The organism is Exiguobacterium sp. s157 (assembly GCF_018618205.1).
Lineage (GTDB): Bacteria > Bacillota > Bacilli > Exiguobacteriales > Exiguobacteriaceae > Exiguobacterium > Exiguobacterium chiriqhucha.
In genome coordinates this window covers 382,629-396,298 of sequence record NZ_JACSLQ010000001.1, presented here as the reverse complement: position 1 = coordinate 396,298, position 13,670 = coordinate 382,629, and the positions used below count along the sequence as shown (strand labels likewise).

General features: G+C 53.9%; 18 protein-coding genes. 3 read left to right on the top strand and 15 right to left on the bottom strand.

Going from position 1 to position 13,670, the window contains the following annotated elements:
* Window positions 1–45 precede the first annotated feature (45 nt).
* From KNP67_RS02080 to KNP67_RS02045, 8 genes are all read right to left on the bottom strand, one after another.
* Complete coding sequence (locus KNP67_RS02080) at window positions 46–2,154, bottom strand: penicillin-binding protein (protein WP_353048032.1); 2,109 nt, start codon at window positions 2,152–2,154, stop codon at window positions 46–48.
* 38 nt (window positions 2,155–2,192) lie between these two features.
* Window positions 2,193–2,555, bottom strand: coding sequence for a cell division protein FtsL (gene ftsL / locus KNP67_RS02075; protein ID WP_251130760.1), 363 nt, complete (start codon window positions 2,553–2,555; stop codon window positions 2,193–2,195).
* Between the two features lie 23 nt (window positions 2,556–2,578).
* Window positions 2,579–3,511 (bottom strand): 16S rRNA (cytosine(1402)-N(4))-methyltransferase RsmH, encoded by a 933-nt coding sequence (gene rsmH / locus KNP67_RS02070; protein WP_021067038.1) that lies wholly within the window; start codon window positions 3,509–3,511, stop codon window positions 2,579–2,581.
* Between the two features lie 168 nt (window positions 3,512–3,679).
* Window positions 3,680–5,236 (bottom strand): bacillithiol biosynthesis cysteine-adding enzyme BshC, encoded by a 1,557-nt coding sequence (gene bshC / locus KNP67_RS02065; protein ID WP_353048033.1) that lies wholly within the window; start codon window positions 5,234–5,236, stop codon window positions 3,680–3,682.
* Window positions 5,237–5,260: 24 nt separating this feature from the next.
* On the bottom strand, window positions 5,261–5,614 hold the full coding sequence (locus KNP67_RS02060; protein WP_353048239.1) for a DUF3397 domain-containing protein: 354 nt from the start codon (window positions 5,612–5,614) through the stop codon (window positions 5,261–5,263).
* Window positions 5,614–6,453, bottom strand: a complete 840-nt coding sequence (locus KNP67_RS02055; protein WP_029595741.1) for a 2-dehydropantoate 2-reductase — start codon at window positions 6,451–6,453, stop codon at window positions 5,614–5,616. The genes KNP67_RS02060 and KNP67_RS02055 overlap by 1 nt, the downstream gene beginning before the upstream one ends.
* Before the next feature lie 108 nt (window positions 6,454–6,561).
* Window positions 6,562–6,735 (bottom strand): 50S ribosomal protein L32, encoded by a 174-nt coding sequence (rpmF, locus tag KNP67_RS02050; RefSeq protein WP_015881300.1) that lies wholly within the window; start codon window positions 6,733–6,735, stop codon window positions 6,562–6,564.
* A 22-nt stretch (window positions 6,736–6,757) separates the two neighbouring features.
* Window positions 6,758–7,285, bottom strand: a complete 528-nt coding sequence (locus tag KNP67_RS02045) for a YceD family protein (protein ID WP_029595742.1) — start codon at window positions 7,283–7,285, stop codon at window positions 6,758–6,760.
* 157 nt (window positions 7,286–7,442) lie between these two features.
* Here KNP67_RS02045 and KNP67_RS02040 point away from each other — a divergent pair, with 157 nt between their 5' ends.
* Window positions 7,443–8,573 (top strand): tRNA(Met) cytidine acetate ligase, encoded by a 1,131-nt coding sequence (locus KNP67_RS02040; protein WP_165569408.1) that lies wholly within the window; start codon window positions 7,443–7,445, stop codon window positions 8,571–8,573.
* Here the strand turns inward: KNP67_RS02040 and KNP67_RS02035 are convergent.
* From KNP67_RS02035 to KNP67_RS02015, 5 genes are read right to left on the bottom strand one after another with little or no spacing between them, the layout of a single operon-like run.
* On the bottom strand, window positions 8,552–9,544 hold the full coding sequence (locus tag KNP67_RS02035; RefSeq protein ID WP_021067032.1) for a SepM family pheromone-processing serine protease: 993 nt from the start codon (window positions 9,542–9,544) through the stop codon (window positions 8,552–8,554). The genes KNP67_RS02040 and KNP67_RS02035 overlap by 22 nt on opposite strands.
* Window positions 9,541–10,038 carry a pantetheine-phosphate adenylyltransferase gene (gene coaD, locus KNP67_RS02030; RefSeq protein WP_029595744.1) on the bottom strand — a complete coding sequence of 166 codons (498 nt, stop codon included), beginning with the start codon at window positions 10,036–10,038 and terminating at the stop codon, window positions 9,541–9,543. The genes KNP67_RS02035 and coaD overlap by 4 nt, the downstream gene beginning before the upstream one ends.
* 4 nt (window positions 10,039–10,042) lie before the next feature.
* Window positions 10,043–10,609: a 16S rRNA (guanine(966)-N(2))-methyltransferase RsmD gene (rsmD, locus tag KNP67_RS02025; RefSeq protein WP_131471136.1), complete on the bottom strand. Its 567-nt coding sequence runs from the start codon at window positions 10,607–10,609 to the stop codon at window positions 10,043–10,045.
* 53 nt (window positions 10,610–10,662) lie between these two features.
* Window positions 10,663–10,926 carry a DUF2129 domain-containing protein gene (locus KNP67_RS02020; RefSeq protein ID WP_021067029.1) on the bottom strand — a complete coding sequence of 88 codons (264 nt, stop codon included), beginning with the start codon at window positions 10,924–10,926 and terminating at the stop codon, window positions 10,663–10,665.
* Complete coding sequence (locus tag KNP67_RS02015) at window positions 10,910–11,356, bottom strand: YlbF/YmcA family competence regulator (protein WP_034777059.1); 447 nt, start codon at window positions 11,354–11,356, stop codon at window positions 10,910–10,912. Before KNP67_RS02015 ends, KNP67_RS02020 begins: the two co-directional genes overlap by 17 nt.
* Window positions 11,357–11,486: 130 nt before the next feature.
* On the opposite strand from KNP67_RS02015, the gene KNP67_RS02010 reads away from it, so the two are divergent.
* Window positions 11,487–12,242, top strand: a complete 756-nt coding sequence (locus tag KNP67_RS02010) for an ATP-grasp domain-containing protein (RefSeq protein WP_214755771.1) — start codon at window positions 11,487–11,489, stop codon at window positions 12,240–12,242.
* Window positions 12,243–12,345: 103 nt separating this feature from the next.
* Window positions 12,346–12,708 carry a YugN family protein gene (locus KNP67_RS02005; protein WP_021067026.1) on the top strand — a complete coding sequence of 121 codons (363 nt, stop codon included), beginning with the start codon at window positions 12,346–12,348 and terminating at the stop codon, window positions 12,706–12,708.
* Between the two features lie 60 nt (window positions 12,709–12,768).
* On the opposite strand, the gene KNP67_RS02000 is transcribed toward KNP67_RS02005, so the two are convergent.
* Complete coding sequence (locus KNP67_RS02000; protein WP_021067025.1) at window positions 12,769–13,260, bottom strand: cysteine hydrolase family protein; 492 nt, start codon at window positions 13,258–13,260, stop codon at window positions 12,769–12,771.
* Window positions 13,261–13,393: 133 nt separating this feature from the next.
* Entirely contained in the window at window positions 13,394–13,666 is a 273-nt protein-coding gene (locus KNP67_RS01995; RefSeq protein ID WP_021067024.1) for a hypothetical protein, read from the bottom strand.
* Between the last annotated feature and the right edge of the window lie 4 nt (window positions 13,667–13,670).

Below are 13,670 nucleotides of genomic sequence, written 5' to 3'. Positions count from 1 at the left end.
TGTGACAAAGGAAAAGAGAGCCGAGGCCCTCTTCATCCCTTTGCGTTAGTTCGACGGTGACGCGAGCCTCACTTTGAGTGTCGCTCCCGTCTTGACGGGCTTGCCTTTCCCAATCGATTGGGACGTGACGAAGCCGGTGCCGTCTATTTCTAAATTCAATTGATACAGCGTCGCCAGTCGTTTCACATCACGAAGTGACCAGCCCTTGAGCGTCGGCATCGTGAACGAGTCCTCCGTCTTTAACAGCAACCGCTCACCGACGACGTACGGTTGGCCTTCGACCGGACTTTGCGCCGTCACCGTCTCCCCGTTGCCGAGTGCCACCGGTGTGAACGCGGCCGCTTTGGCTTCCTTCACGGCGTCTTCACGGCCTTGGTCGACGAACGAGGCCGTCGTTTTCGTCGAGGCGTCAATCGATTTCGCTTGTTTGTTTGGCTCGACGCTCCGATAGCGGAGCGCGACGTCCATCACATCTTTGAACAGCGGTGCCATGATGCGTGGTCCCGTCGTCGACGAGTCACTGTTCGGGCGGTCGACGGCGATATACATGACGAGTTCCGGGTCATCCTCCGGCGCCATACCGACGAACGAGTGGATGTATTGTCCACTCAAGTACTTCCCGTTCTCGGCAATTTGCGCCGTCCCGGTCTTCCCGATGACGCGATAGTTGTCGAGGGCGTACAGTTGCCCCGTCCCGACGTCGCTGTTGACGACGCCATCGAGCGCTTCCCGCGTCTGTTTGGCCGCCTCGGCCGTGATCGGCTGTCCGACGATTTTCGGATTCGTCGTCCGAATCGTCTCGCCGGTCTCACGGTTGACGACTTTCTTGATGACGTGCGGTTGTTTCATCGTCCCATCGGTCGCGATGGCCGACGTCGCTTGTAAAATCTGCATCGGCGTGACGGCCGTCGATTGGCCCCATGCCGTGATCAAGACGTTCAACGGGCTCTCGAAGTCGTATTGACTGTTGACCTCTCCTGGCAAGTCGACGCCCGTGCGTTGATCGAACTTGAAGGCGTTGAAATAATCTTCATAGCGGCCCAGGCCGAGACGCTCGTTCGCGAGAATCGAGAACGCGACGTTCGACGAGTGCCAGACGCCTTCTACCATAGGAATCGTACCCCATCCGGTAATGTTGTAATCATTGAATACGGTCTTGCCATACTTATACGAACCCGATTTATACAGTTCATTCGGATTATAGACGCCTTCGTTGATGGCGGCGGCCAACGTGAAGATTTTCATCGTCGACCCCGGCTCGAAACGAGACGACACCGAGAAGTTACTATACGAGCTGATTTCGCGCGTGTTCGGGTCGAACGAAGGACGGTCCGACAAGGCGATGATTTCGCCGGTCTTCGGGTCCATAATGATCGCCGTCGCATTCTTCGGCTTGTATTCTTGATACAGCTCTTCCATTTTCGTATCGAGCAGCTGTTGAATCCGGTGGTCGAGCGTGAGTTGCACGTCGGCCCCGTCTTCCGGGTCGATTTTCAATTGCTCGTCGCTCGAGACGATTTGGCGTCCGGCCAAATCTTTCTCGAACCGGTACAACCCATACGACTCACTCAAGACATCGTTGAGTGATTTTTCGATCCCGAGTTCACCGACGAGTTCGATGCGTCCGTTCTGGTCGACTTTCTGGGCATAACCGACGACACTCGATGCGAACACTTTGTTCGGATAGTAGCGCTTCGGTTCTTCGACGAACGTGATCCCTGGAATCTCGAACGCCTCAATCTCTTCCTTTTGATCGACCGTCAAATCGCGGCCCGGTACGCCGAACTCGATTTGACCGCGATCTTTGTTCTGCTCGAGCCGCTTCAAAATGTCGGCCTCGGTCATCGGAATGACGGTGGCGAGCTGTGAGGCGGCTTCGGCGAACTCATCGGGCATGAGCGTCTTGTCCTCGACCCGCTCGCCGCCGAGTTTCAACACGGCCACGATGCGGTACGACGGGATGTTGATGGCGATCGGCTGTCCGAATCGGTCAAAGATTTCACCACGCTCCGCTTTTAGCGTACTGACCGCTTTCCAACGCTCTTCCTCGGCGAACGCGAGCATGTTCTCTCCTTTATACGTCTGGAAGACGGACAAATAGAAGAACCAACCGACAAAAAATAAAAAGAGCGGTGTGAAGCAAACAATCGCCACCCACGCCACTCTTTTTTTACTCTGTTGTAGAGAATTCATCAGTCAATCACCTTGACGTTGTTCTCATTGAATTGCATTCCGAGCTTTTCAGCAATCGCATAGATTCTCTCAGGTGAGCTTAGTTGGGCGATCTCATACTTCAATTCTTCATTCTCTTTGGCGATCGTGTTCGTCTCTTGTGTGATCAGAGCCGTATCGCGCATGATGTTGTACGCTTCGTTATGTTTCGATACCGTGATGCCACCGAACAGGACAACTGAACAGATCATGGTCGGGTACAGGATGGCTTCGAACAAAGTCAACGTACGTCGTTTTGGAGCTGGTATTGGTCGTTCTTGCGGAATCGGATTTCGATTCGGCGTAACTTGAGGCTGCAGAGCCTTGCGAGCAGCTTCTGGCATCAGGTATCCCTCCTACGTACAGTCTATTTTTGTTTTTCTGCGACCCGGAGTTTGGCAGAACGGGCCCGGCGATTGCCTTCGAGCTCGTCGTCCCCGGCTGTGATCGGCTTGCGCGTGATCAATTTCAGTTCGGGTTCAAACTCTTTCGGGATGACCGGCAATCCGGGCGGTAACGGCGGATGCTGGCTTTTCTCTTTGAACACTTGTTTACAAATTCGATCTTCTAACGAGTGGAACGTGATGACGCAAATGCGTCCGTTGATGGCGAGCATGTCGATCGCGTCTTGGACGGCACGGTCGAACACGTTCAACTCATCGTTGACGGCGATGCGGATGGCTTGGAACGTCCGCTTCGCAGGATGACCGCCTTTGCGTCGGGCCGGCGCCGGAATCGCGTCTTTAATCAATTCGACGAGTTCGAACGTCGTCTCGATCGGTTTGACGGCACGGGCCTGCTCAATCTTGCGCGCAATCTGTTTGGAGAACTTTTCTTCCCCGTATGTAAAGAAGATGCGGGCAAGATCTCCGAACGGCCATTCGTTGACGACGTGATATGCGGACAGCTCGCGTGAACGGTCCATACGCATATCGAGCGGTGCGTCGTAATTGTAGCTAAAGCCACGTTCGGCCTCATCGAGCTGCGGCGACGACACGCCAAGGTCGAACAATACCCCATCGACCTGAGTGATTCCCCGCGCCAACAGTTCGTCTTTCAAATGGACGAAGTTGCTTTTAATGAACGTAACCCGGTCCTCATATGGAGCCAGCCGCTCACTCGCGTGCTTGAGCGCGACGTCGTCTTGGTCGAAGGCGTACAGATGGCCTGTCGTCAAACGCTTGACGATCTCTTCGCTGTGACCGGCTCCTCCTAACGTACAATCGACATAAATCCCGTCTGGCTTAATATTTAATCCCTCAATGGACTCCATTTTTAATACCGTTTCATGCTCAAACATACAAAAATCCTCTCAACCTACATTTTTCAACTATTTTATTACGTTTACTTTATCATAAAAATGTCAAGCGCCGCATAGCTTTTTAGCGAAAAGAGGAAACAAAAAGGTAACAAACAAAAAATGGTTCCCACAAATTTCTGGGAACCATCTCCATCGCACTCATTTCGCTTACAATTTGACCAAACATCGCTCGAAATCCACTTGTTCATAAGACCGGCGCAAGCGCTCGAACAAATCGAGGCCGTGACGGTTCAACAACGGGACCATCGACCATATCCGTTCTTGCGGGGCGTCCATCGGCAAGAGTCGTGTCGATAGATGAATCCGGCGACTGTTCAAGCGGTACTGGTCGCGCTTCGCTTCGGCACGCATCTCATCGGCGAGTCGTTCGAGCACATGGCGCGCCTTGGCATCAAACCGGTGCCCCTGCTTGCCTGCCTCGCGCCCGATCGCTTCCGTGAGCGTCCGGTACGCATACAGGTTTTGGTCGAACGTTTCGTCGTCGAACGTGTGGTCCGGTAACGGGTCCGCCAAATAGTCGACGAGCGTCACGCCTTCTTGGGCGAGCTTCTTCTCATCGTTCGCCGAGACGAGCACGGCCCCGAGCCGTGGAATCAACAGCGGCATCTTCCAATCGAGGACGTGGAACAAAGGCCGCAGTTGAAGCCAATAGGCGATTTCACCGGGACCGGCGATATAGGCGAGCGTCGGGAACAAGTGGTCCTGCATGAGCGGACGGGACACGACGTTGTTCGAGAACCGCTCTGGGTGCGCCTCCACTTGCTGGATCAGCTCGGCCTCGGTGAAGCGGTGTCCCCGTTTCGTCGTGAAGAGCCCGTCCTGCTTCGTCAACAGTTCGCGCGTCCCGTCGTGATAGAACAGATGGGCCGCTTCCCGGTTCAGCTCGACGGTCGGCATCCCGTCCTCGAACGCATCGTGCAGCGCCGCATGCAAGCGGTCGTGTTCCGTAATCAACCGTTTGAACGCATCGCGCTCGAGAGCCCGAACGTCCGGTTGATGCGGGTCGAACAAGATGAAGTCGGTGCCGACAAACCGGCGCATCATCTGACCGAAGAATTGCGCGAACGAATGGCTCGCTTGAATCACATCGACGAGCTCATGATAGAGCGTCGTCGTGTAGCGCGTCTCCGTCTCGGATAACAAGAGGTGCTGCAACATTTGCACGAGTTCGATTTTTAGGCGGTCGAACTCCAATTCCCCGACCGACGCCTTTCCGGCAAGCGGGACGGTCGAGAGCGCCTCTTTGCGCAGTTGACGCGACAGCGGTTGGCTGACGAAGACGTGGTTGATTTCCGCGTAGTCGTGATCTTCCGTCGCCATCCAAAAGATGGGGATGACCGGTTTATTCAATTTCGCTTCCGCCTGCTTGGCCTTCTTCAGCACGGTCAACAGTTTATACACCGCGAACAACGGACCGCCGAACACCCCGACTTGTTGCCCGGTCACCATCGTGAACGCCTCACCGGCGGCCAACGCTTCGAGTTTTGATTCGAGCGCCGGAGAAATCGGACCGTGGACGGTTTGTTGGTCTCGCAAAATGTCGACGAGCGCGGGCAAATGCGTGAAGGGACGGTTCGTCAATTCGTCCGCCCTCACCTCGAGCTCATCCATCCCTGTATAGTCCAGCCATTTCGAATAGCCCGTCTCCACTTGTATCATCGGGGACGACGGGGCGTACATGGCATCTAGCGACTCTATCCTCACGTATAACGACTTCCTTTCAAACGATTAATACATCATCTCTCGTGCGATGCCGATCGTAAACAAGACGATGTGGGTCGGGACGAGCACCAAAAACAATAGGCGCCACCCGTGCACGAACATCTTCGAATAGACGACATCCTCATGGCGAATCCGTTGCCAAATCGCGTTGGCCGGAAAGATGGCGGCACAGACCGCAAGCAACAGCCAAATCAAATCGACCCCGACGATCGCTTCGAGCAGCACCGCACAGGCATAAAACCAAAGGATGACGCCGGCATCACAGGCGAGTTTGAACGTATTAACCGATTTCGGCATAATTTTTCTAAGTATCATATACACCATAAACCAAATGACGAGTGGAAATGAAACGATATACACTAGCACGATACGCTCGCTCCTAAAATTAATTTTTGCATGACCGGAATGACGGTCAATGTGACGCCTCGTTCATCGGCCCGTTTCAAGAGCGGCGTCAAGATGGCATCGACCTCGGTCTGGCGCCCCGCCTCGATGTCACGTAGCATCGAAGAACGATTGTGTGCCGTCTTGTCGATAATCGTGTCGATATATGTATACGGGACGTGACGGTCGAACAACATCGTCAGTTCTTCGTAAAGCGCCGTCGCGATATCGCGGCAAGGCGGTATGGCGACCGCACCGTTCTCGACACGGCAGAGCGCCGTAATCGGATTGATGATTGCGTTGGCGAATAGTTTCTCGGTGACGACTTGTTCGATATCCGTCTCCCAGACGACATCGAGTGGAGATGCGTTGAACGACATCTCTTCGAGCGAGCCGAGGCTGCCGATGCGGATGCGCCCGAGCCCGGTATGCTGGAGCCGATCGCCGTCGCGGCTCACACCATGTTCGACCACACCGAGGTGGAATCCTTTCGTACGTGCATAGTCGAGATGCGCGATTCCGTTCGAACAGATGAATACGGGCACGTCGCCGGACAATCGTTCCGTCGCCGCCTCGACCTGATGCGCTTTCGTCGTCACAAAGAACACGTCCTGCTCCGTCTCAATGATTTTCGTCACCGGACAGAGGCGAACCTGAACCGTTCCCTGCGTGACGCCGGTACGTTCGATCGTCACAGTCGATGCCTCGTCGACACGGCCATAGAGCGTCACCGTATAGTCCGGTTCGAACAGCGAAGCCATCAACATGCCGACGGCGCCGTTCCCGATAATCCCAATTCGTTTAATCGGCTTCATTGGCCATCCCTCCACGTCTAGTCTGCACTGAAAAGTTTACCACAATCTGTTTCCACGACCCAAAAATAAAAAAAGAAGCGGCCTCCGAGGAGACCGCTTCTTTTCGCATTATTTGCTTGTTACTTCTTTACCGTTGTAGTGTCCGCAAGATTTGCATACACGGTGAGAAAGCTTCATTTCGCCACAGTTCGGGCACTCGTTCATACCAGGTACGTTGAGTTTGAAGTGAGTACGACGAAGACGTTTGCGAGTTTTCGACGTTCTACGGAATGGTACTGCCATCGTTGTCCACCTCCTTGAAAAGTTAGCCGTTCTCGTCCTCTTTTTTAGAGAACAAGTCAGCGAGCCCCGCGAGGCGCGGGTCAATTTTTGGTTGGTCGTCCGGCTGCTCGTCAATGACGGACCAGCCTTCCCCTTCAACCTGAGTTTTGTCTGTTTCGTTCCCAAAGATTTGCATTGGGACGTCTAACATGATGAGCTCTTTTACGATCGGTCGCAGATCAATCGTATTTCCTTCTGGCAAATTGACATCATCGAATTGCTCCGTATAACGCCCATTCTCCAAAAAGAAAGGCTCGAGCGATTCAATATCGAATTCATAAATGACATCATCCAACGTACGCGCATCTGGCAACGTCAGGTCACCTTGAATCTTCAGATTGAATGTAACTTGATTAGATGTGAACGACGCATTCCCGTGCACATGCACCGGACGAATCGAACGGATATCCGGATGGAGCTGAGTAAGCTCTGGTAGTTCGACCATCTCATCGATGGTAAAACTGTCACCCTGGTTTCGTAGCTTAAGTAGCTGTGCAATAGACCACTTCATCCGAATCACCTCAATTGCAACAATATGAATTATAGATAGGCCAACTTGTTTTGTCAATGTTTTTTCTTTACACTAAAATCAGTTGACGACGGCGCTTTGCCAAAGCGTACTTATCCATCTTACACCAATCCAATCGACAATGCAAAGGAGTAATTTTATGCGAAAAACGGCCATCATTGCCGAGTACAATCCGTTCCATAACGGGCACCTCCATCAGGCGGAACGAGCCCGGATCGAAACCGACGCTGACGCTGTCATCGCCGTCATGAGTGCCCAGTTCACCCAGCGCGGCGAGCCGGCAGCTTTCGACAAATGGAGCCGGGCCCGCGCCGCCGTCCAAACGGGCGCGATCGACCTCGTCATCGAACTCCCGACGCGTTTCGGCGTGCACCGGGCCGACCGGTTCGCGAGCGCCGCGGTCGCCATCGCCGAGCGCGTACGTTGTCAAACGCTGTCCTTCGGTAGCGAGAGCGGCGACATCAGCGCCGTTACCCAGGCGGCGGCGGCCAACATCGAAGCGACTCCAGCCTATCAGACGGCGTTCAAAGAAGCGTTGGACAATGGACGTTCTTCCGCCAAGGCGTCGAGCGAGGCGTTCGGGTCACTCTATCCCGACTTTGATTTGACGCTCCCGAACAACATTCTCGCCTATCACTACGCGAAAGCGGCGACGTCCATCGAACTGCACACGATTCGCCGTCTCGGGGCCGGATACCATGACCCGAGCGTCTCAGACGTCATGTCGGCCACGGGCGTGCGCGCCCACTACTTAGAGTCAGGTATGGTCCGGGCCGTCCCTGACGCCACGAGAACGCTGTTTCAGGACAATCCGATGGCGCATTGGTCACTTTATTGGCCCGTCCTTCAATATAAGCTGCGGACGACCCCGAAAGACGTACTTGAGCAACTCGTCGGTATCGACAGCTCGCTGTCGCCCCGCTTGATTCAAGCCGGGCTCGAGCCGACATTCGAACAGGCGCTCGCCCGCTTATTGACGAGACGTTATACCCGGACGTCCATCCAACGCGCGCTCGTCGCCATCCTCATCCATTGGCGACAGGACGAGTTGCCGGAACGGTTCGACGACGTACCGTATATCCGACCGCTCGCGTTCAACACAATCGGGCGCACTGTGTTAAAGGACATAAAAAAAGACGTACCGCTCCTCAGCAAGTACCATCCCGATCTTGCGTTCGAGGCTCGAGTGACCGAGGCGTATCGCCTTCCGCTCGGAAATCGGTCACTCGTCGAACATATGCAAACTCCTCAATTCATCGACTCTAAATAATCGATGGCTTCCTCGACCGTCTTGACGGGAACGACTTCAATGTCGCTCTCGAGTCGGTCGAGCGACTCCATCGCCTCGTCGTAGTTCGACCCGGCCGGCACGAAGAACACGGATGCCCCAGCCTCGTCCGCAGCTACGATTTTTTGCCATGCCCCGCCAATCGGCCCGACGTTCCCTAACTCATCGACCGTTCCCGTTCCGGCAATGACGGCACCGCCCGTCAAATCGCCCGGCGTCAACTGATCAAAAATCTCGAGCGTGAACATGAGGCCGGCCGACGGTCCGCCGACGTTCGTCAGTTCGAACGAGACGTCCGGGTCCGTGCGCACGTCCTGGACGGGCAGCGGCTCATAAATCCCAAGCCCGACCCGGTCCCCGCTCCGGTCAATCGGTTGAATCAGCGTATCGACCTCACGTTCGCGACCGTCACGTTCAAGCGTGACAGAGACTTCATCGCCGGCTTCAAATGAGGCGACGCGTTCGATAAAGTCAAGGCGCGACGCGAACGATTGCCCATCGAGCGCCGTGATGATGTCACCCGGCTTCAAGACGTTCGCGGCGAGCGACCCCGTGATTGGGGCCGAGACGTACATGCCGTCAAACGTCACCGTCACATCGGCGTCCGCCAACTCATAGGCGTATTGAATCGCCGCTTGTTGCGACGACGACATCAACAACTCTTGTCTGCGTTCGTAGTCCGCCTCGCTTTCCCCGTCATACAGATAGCGGCTGGCCGGACTCGCCTCCGTGAACGGGGTGAACCAGCTGCCGACGAGCCAGAGCGGTGTCGCCCGGCGTTGCGAGATGGTCACCATCTTCAGTTCGCCCGGTTCTTTGTCCCCGCCCTCGACCGTCATGAACTCTTCGATCGTCGTCGCCTCGCCCGGATACGTGATGTAATACGGGAGTGGCACGAACAAGAAAATCAGGACGGCCACGAGCAGACCGAAACCGATTTTGAGCGACTTCATTGTCCGTGACTCACTTCATATTTTTGCCGCAACGCGAGTTCGACTTGCTCCGGGACGAGCTCGGCGACGGACGCCCCGTATTTGGCAACTTCTTTCACGATCGAGGAGCTGAGGAACGAGTACTGGCTGTTCGTCATCATGAACAACGTCTCCACGTTCTCATTCAACTTTTTATTGATCGATGCGATTTGAAGCTCATACTCGAAGTCCGAGACGGCACGCAGGCCACGGACGATGGTCGCTGCCTCACGCTTGGCAGCATATTCGACGAGCAAACCCCCAAACGCGTCGGCGGTGACGTTCGGTAAATGTGTCGTCACCTCACGAATGAGCGACAGACGCTCTTCCACGTTAAAGAGAGGTGCCTTACTCGAGTTTTCAAGCACGGCGACGATGACTTCGTCGAAGATGGCCGCCGCCCGCTCGATGATATCTAAATGGCCGTTCGTAATCGGGTCAAAGCTCCCCGGGCAAATCGCGATACGTTTTGACATGTTCTCACTCCTCGGTCGCTGCATACTCGTAAAAGCTGATCGTAATCACGTCCGAGTAGCGTTGCACCTTGATTTTTTCCAACTGGCCGACTCGGTCCGGCAACGTCACGTCGCTGCCATGCTCGCAGACGACGACGCCGTTGTCCGTCAACAGCCGGTTCGTTTCAATGATCTGTAAAAACGGCACATGTTCCTCCGCATGATACGGAGGGTCCATGAAAATCAGTTTGAACGGCTGACCTTTGAGGACGAGTTGGTCGAGAACCGAGCGGGCGTCTTGTTGGAGCACCGTCGCTTTCGACTCGTAACGTGTCGTCTGCAAATTGTCTGTGACCGTCTGGACCGCCTTCCGTTGCTTGTCGACGAACACGGCATGGTCACACCCCCGTGACAACGCCTCGATTCCTAGACCGCCGCTCCCGGCGTATAGGTCAAGCGCATCGCCCCCGGCGAAATAAGGACCGATGATGTTGAATAACGATTCTTTTACTTTATCTGTCGTTGGTCGTGTGGCCGACCCCGGGACCGTCTTGAGTCGGGTCCCTTTTCGTTCTCCTGAAATCACTCGCATATCCGTTCTCCTTCACCACAAAAGATGAAGGCGGTGCCGCCTTCATCTCTGTGTTATTTCTGCTTCGATTCATACGTCTCCGCGACGAACGGCCGCTCACTGCGGACGACCGCTTCGACGAACGGCAACGCGCTCACTTGTTCGAGAATCGCCTCATGTCCATCAAGGTCGGTATACAAGAAGGCGTACTTCTCCCGCTTTGACACGTAATACAGGTTCGCATAGCGACGCAACGCCTTCACTTGTTTCAACGATTGGACGTAGACGACGAACCCGATTCGACCATTCAACTCAAACGTCTCAGATGGCACATCCACAGCTTCCGCCTCCACAACTTCCTCCGCCTGAACATCCGCCTTCGTCGAAGAACGGGTTTCCGGTCGGGACTTTGATTTTTGGAGAAACCGAGAAGGCCAACAGCTCACTCACTTCCCCGAGCAGTTTATCTAAACTGCGTTCCGCTTTTTTAAATGCGGCCACTTCTGGCTGGACATCGAGACGCCGTTTGACGAGATGCATCTCTTTTTTAATGCGATCGTGGTCCGGGTGATGTTTCCCGAACCGCTGTACGTACTCGTAATCTTCTTTCATCCGCAAGAACTCACGTTCCACGAGGCGCGCTTCCTCTGATTGGGCTCGCGCTTGTTTCGTGGCGATATATGTTTGGAACGACTCGCTCGCTTCAATCAAATCGGCTAACGATTCCGTTTGATCGAGCAGGGCGATCGTCTGTTCAGTAATAATCATGGCTTTCACCCTTTCTGCCATGATTTTAACACATTTGATTCCCTCTGTAAGCAATCGGCTTTATAATTGAACGTGACTGTCAAGCGTCCAACCAGAAAGGAAGTGAACAGGTGCGCACCTGCACCTCGCTATGAAAAAAGTCTCATTCAATATGATTCGCTCGGCCGGCATTAAAACCGACTATGCGAAATCTGAATATTATTACGACCAGCTCGATAAAGTAAGAGCAGCCGACCTCGTCTTGTTCCCTGAATATTGGATGGTCAACTCAATCATCTATGGACTCAACAAACCGATTTTCCCGTCCCCGGCCACGTATCATCTCGGACACGATAAGATCGAGATGACGCGCGCCTTCAAGGCAACGTTCCCGCACCGAATCCCGAAGACGCTCATCTACGGGAAAAACCCATATACGATCGAGCGTGTTTTGGAAGAGTTCGAGTATCCGTTCGTCGCCAAGACGGCCAAGTCGTCGATGGGACAAGGCGTCTGGCTCATCAAGCATGAACAGGATTGGCTCGAGTACGTCGACAAGCATGAGACGTTCTACGTCCAGCAATACATCCCGAACGACCGCGACCTGCGGATCATCGTCATCGGTGAAGAAGTCGTCGGTTCGTATTGGCGTGTCAGCGAGGCGTTCTTGAACAACGTCGCCCAAGGCGCCCAGTTCTCATATGACGATATCCCGGAAGACGTCGTCGCGGAAGTGCTCGACATCGCCAAGACGCTCCACATCAATCACGCGGCCTTCGATGTCATCGTCGCCGACGGTGAATTTTACATTTTAGAGTTCAACGTTTTCTTCGGCTCAGAGGGACTCATGCCGCTCGGAGTGAGGCTTTCGGACAAGATCGCCCAATACCTCGATCCCCGCGCTTGAGGCGTTCATCTTTTTTTCACAATTTGAACACACGTTATTCCAAGAACGTTTTCGAATATGATATGATGACATATGAGGTTTATTAGGGAAAAGGGGGATTATGATGAAATTTGAGCAGTTCCACATCGAGGGAAAAGAGATCCGCTTCGGTTTGCTCGAGACGATCATGGATCATCATCATTTCATCCGTGAAGGCGCTTGGGACTATGAGCGTGCAACGTATGACATGAAGTACGAGAAACAATCGACAGGCGAGACGTTCTACCTTCGCTTACCGGTATATGCAATCGAAGGCCAAATCGAGGACCGTCATGCGGTCGTCAAAATGTTGACACCGATTCTCGGAAAACATTATTACCCGCACGGCGTCGAGTACGACGAAGAGTTCCCAGAAGAAATCGTCCGTGATTGCGAGCGTCGTCTAGCCGCACTCGCTGAGACACTCGAAGTAAAACCCCTTGCATAAGCGAAGGGGTTTTTCTTATGGACACATATAACGAACCGAGGTAAGCATCGGCAGAGCAGATTACGCCGACAAGTCCTCTGATTGGATGATGGTGCAGCCCTTACCCTCGTAATACGCGATCATGTCGTCGATTTTCTTCAAGTCATAGCTCGTGATGCAATCCGACAGGACGCTGACCGTATAGTCGGATTTCCGCAGATTGTAACACGTCGACTTCACACAGGCGGTCGCATCGGCACCGGTGATATAGAACGTGTCGATGCCATGCTGTTCAATGAACGCCGCGAACGCCTCGCTCGTCAAGGCGTTGCCCTTGTATTTGGTGAATACGTGATCGGACACGATCTTCAAATCTGGCGCTAATTCCGCCCCGCGTGTCCCGGTTTTGAACGTTCTTGTCCCCGCAGATAAGTTCTCATGTCGGATATAGACGACGGGAATCCCCTTGTCGACCGCCCAATCGATCGATGTGTTGATGTTGTCGATGACCGCTTTGTAATTTTTCGTGATGTCATTCTGAATGTCGATGACGACCAATGCTTGCTGTTGCATCTGATTTCCCCCTCGATGAGTCGCGTATCGTGACTACTGCCTTCATCATACCAGAGTTCACCACTGGAAAATATAGACAACAATCATCATCAACAGACAAAAAAGGGAGGACCCGCCGAGGGCCTCCCTTTTGTCATGTCGCGATGACGTTGAGCGTCACATCGACTTGTCCGAGCAACAAGTCGAACTGGTCGCGCACGTACCGATATAAGCGTTCAGCCTCAACGAGTGAGACGGGTGCAACGATTTGATAATCGTATCGCTCTTTCGAGACGGACACGACCTTCACTTCACGCAATCCGAATTCGATTGCACTGCAAGCAATCAAATCCTCAATCGCCCGCTCAGCGATCGTCACATCTCCATAGGAATAATCATTTCCGATGACAGCCATCGTATCATTCATCTTC

Excerpts from the sequence above, each read along its gene's own strand:
- KNP67_RS01995 (WP_021067024.1), bottom strand. The coding sequence starts at position 13,666 with ATGAATGATACGATGGCTGTCATCGGAAATGATTATTCCTATGGAGAT.
- KNP67_RS02055 (WP_029595741.1), bottom strand. The coding sequence starts at position 6,453 with ATGAAGCCGATTAAACGAATTGGGATTATCGGGAACGGCGCCGTCGGC.
- KNP67_RS02040 (WP_165569408.1), top strand. The coding sequence starts at position 7,443 with ATGCGAAAAACGGCCATCATTGCCGAGTACAATCCGTTCCATAACGGG.
- KNP67_RS02005 (WP_021067026.1), top strand. The coding sequence starts at position 12,346 with ATGAAATTTGAGCAGTTCCACATCGAGGGAAAAGAGATCCGCTTCGGT.
- KNP67_RS02015 (WP_034777059.1), bottom strand. The coding sequence starts at position 11,356 with ATGATTATTACTGAACAGACGATCGCCCTGCTCGATCAAACGGAATCG.
- KNP67_RS02045 (WP_029595742.1), bottom strand. The coding sequence starts at position 7,285 with ATGAAGTGGTCTATTGCACAGCTACTTAAGCTACGAAACCAGGGTGAC.
- rpmF (WP_015881300.1), bottom strand. The coding sequence starts at position 6,735 with ATGGCAGTACCATTCCGTAGAACGTCGAAAACTCGCAAACGTCTTCGT.
- rsmH (WP_021067038.1), bottom strand. The coding sequence starts at position 3,511 with ATGTTTGAGCATGAAACGGTATTAAAAATGGAGTCCATTGAGGGATTA.
- ftsL (WP_251130760.1), bottom strand. The coding sequence starts at position 2,555 with ATGCCAGAAGCTGCTCGCAAGGCTCTGCAGCCTCAAGTTACGCCGAAT.
- coaD (WP_029595744.1), bottom strand. The coding sequence starts at position 10,038 with ATGTCAAAACGTATCGCGATTTGCCCGGGGAGCTTTGACCCGATTACG.
- KNP67_RS02010 (WP_214755771.1), top strand. The coding sequence starts at position 11,487 with ATGAAAAAAGTCTCATTCAATATGATTCGCTCGGCCGGCATTAAAACC.
- rsmD (WP_131471136.1), bottom strand. The coding sequence starts at position 10,609 with ATGCGAGTGATTTCAGGAGAACGAAAAGGGACCCGACTCAAGACGGTC.
- KNP67_RS02000 (WP_021067025.1), bottom strand. The coding sequence starts at position 13,260 with ATGCAACAGCAAGCATTGGTCGTCATCGACATTCAGAATGACATCACG.
- KNP67_RS02035 (WP_021067032.1), bottom strand. The coding sequence starts at position 9,544 with ATGAAGTCGCTCAAAATCGGTTTCGGTCTGCTCGTGGCCGTCCTGATT.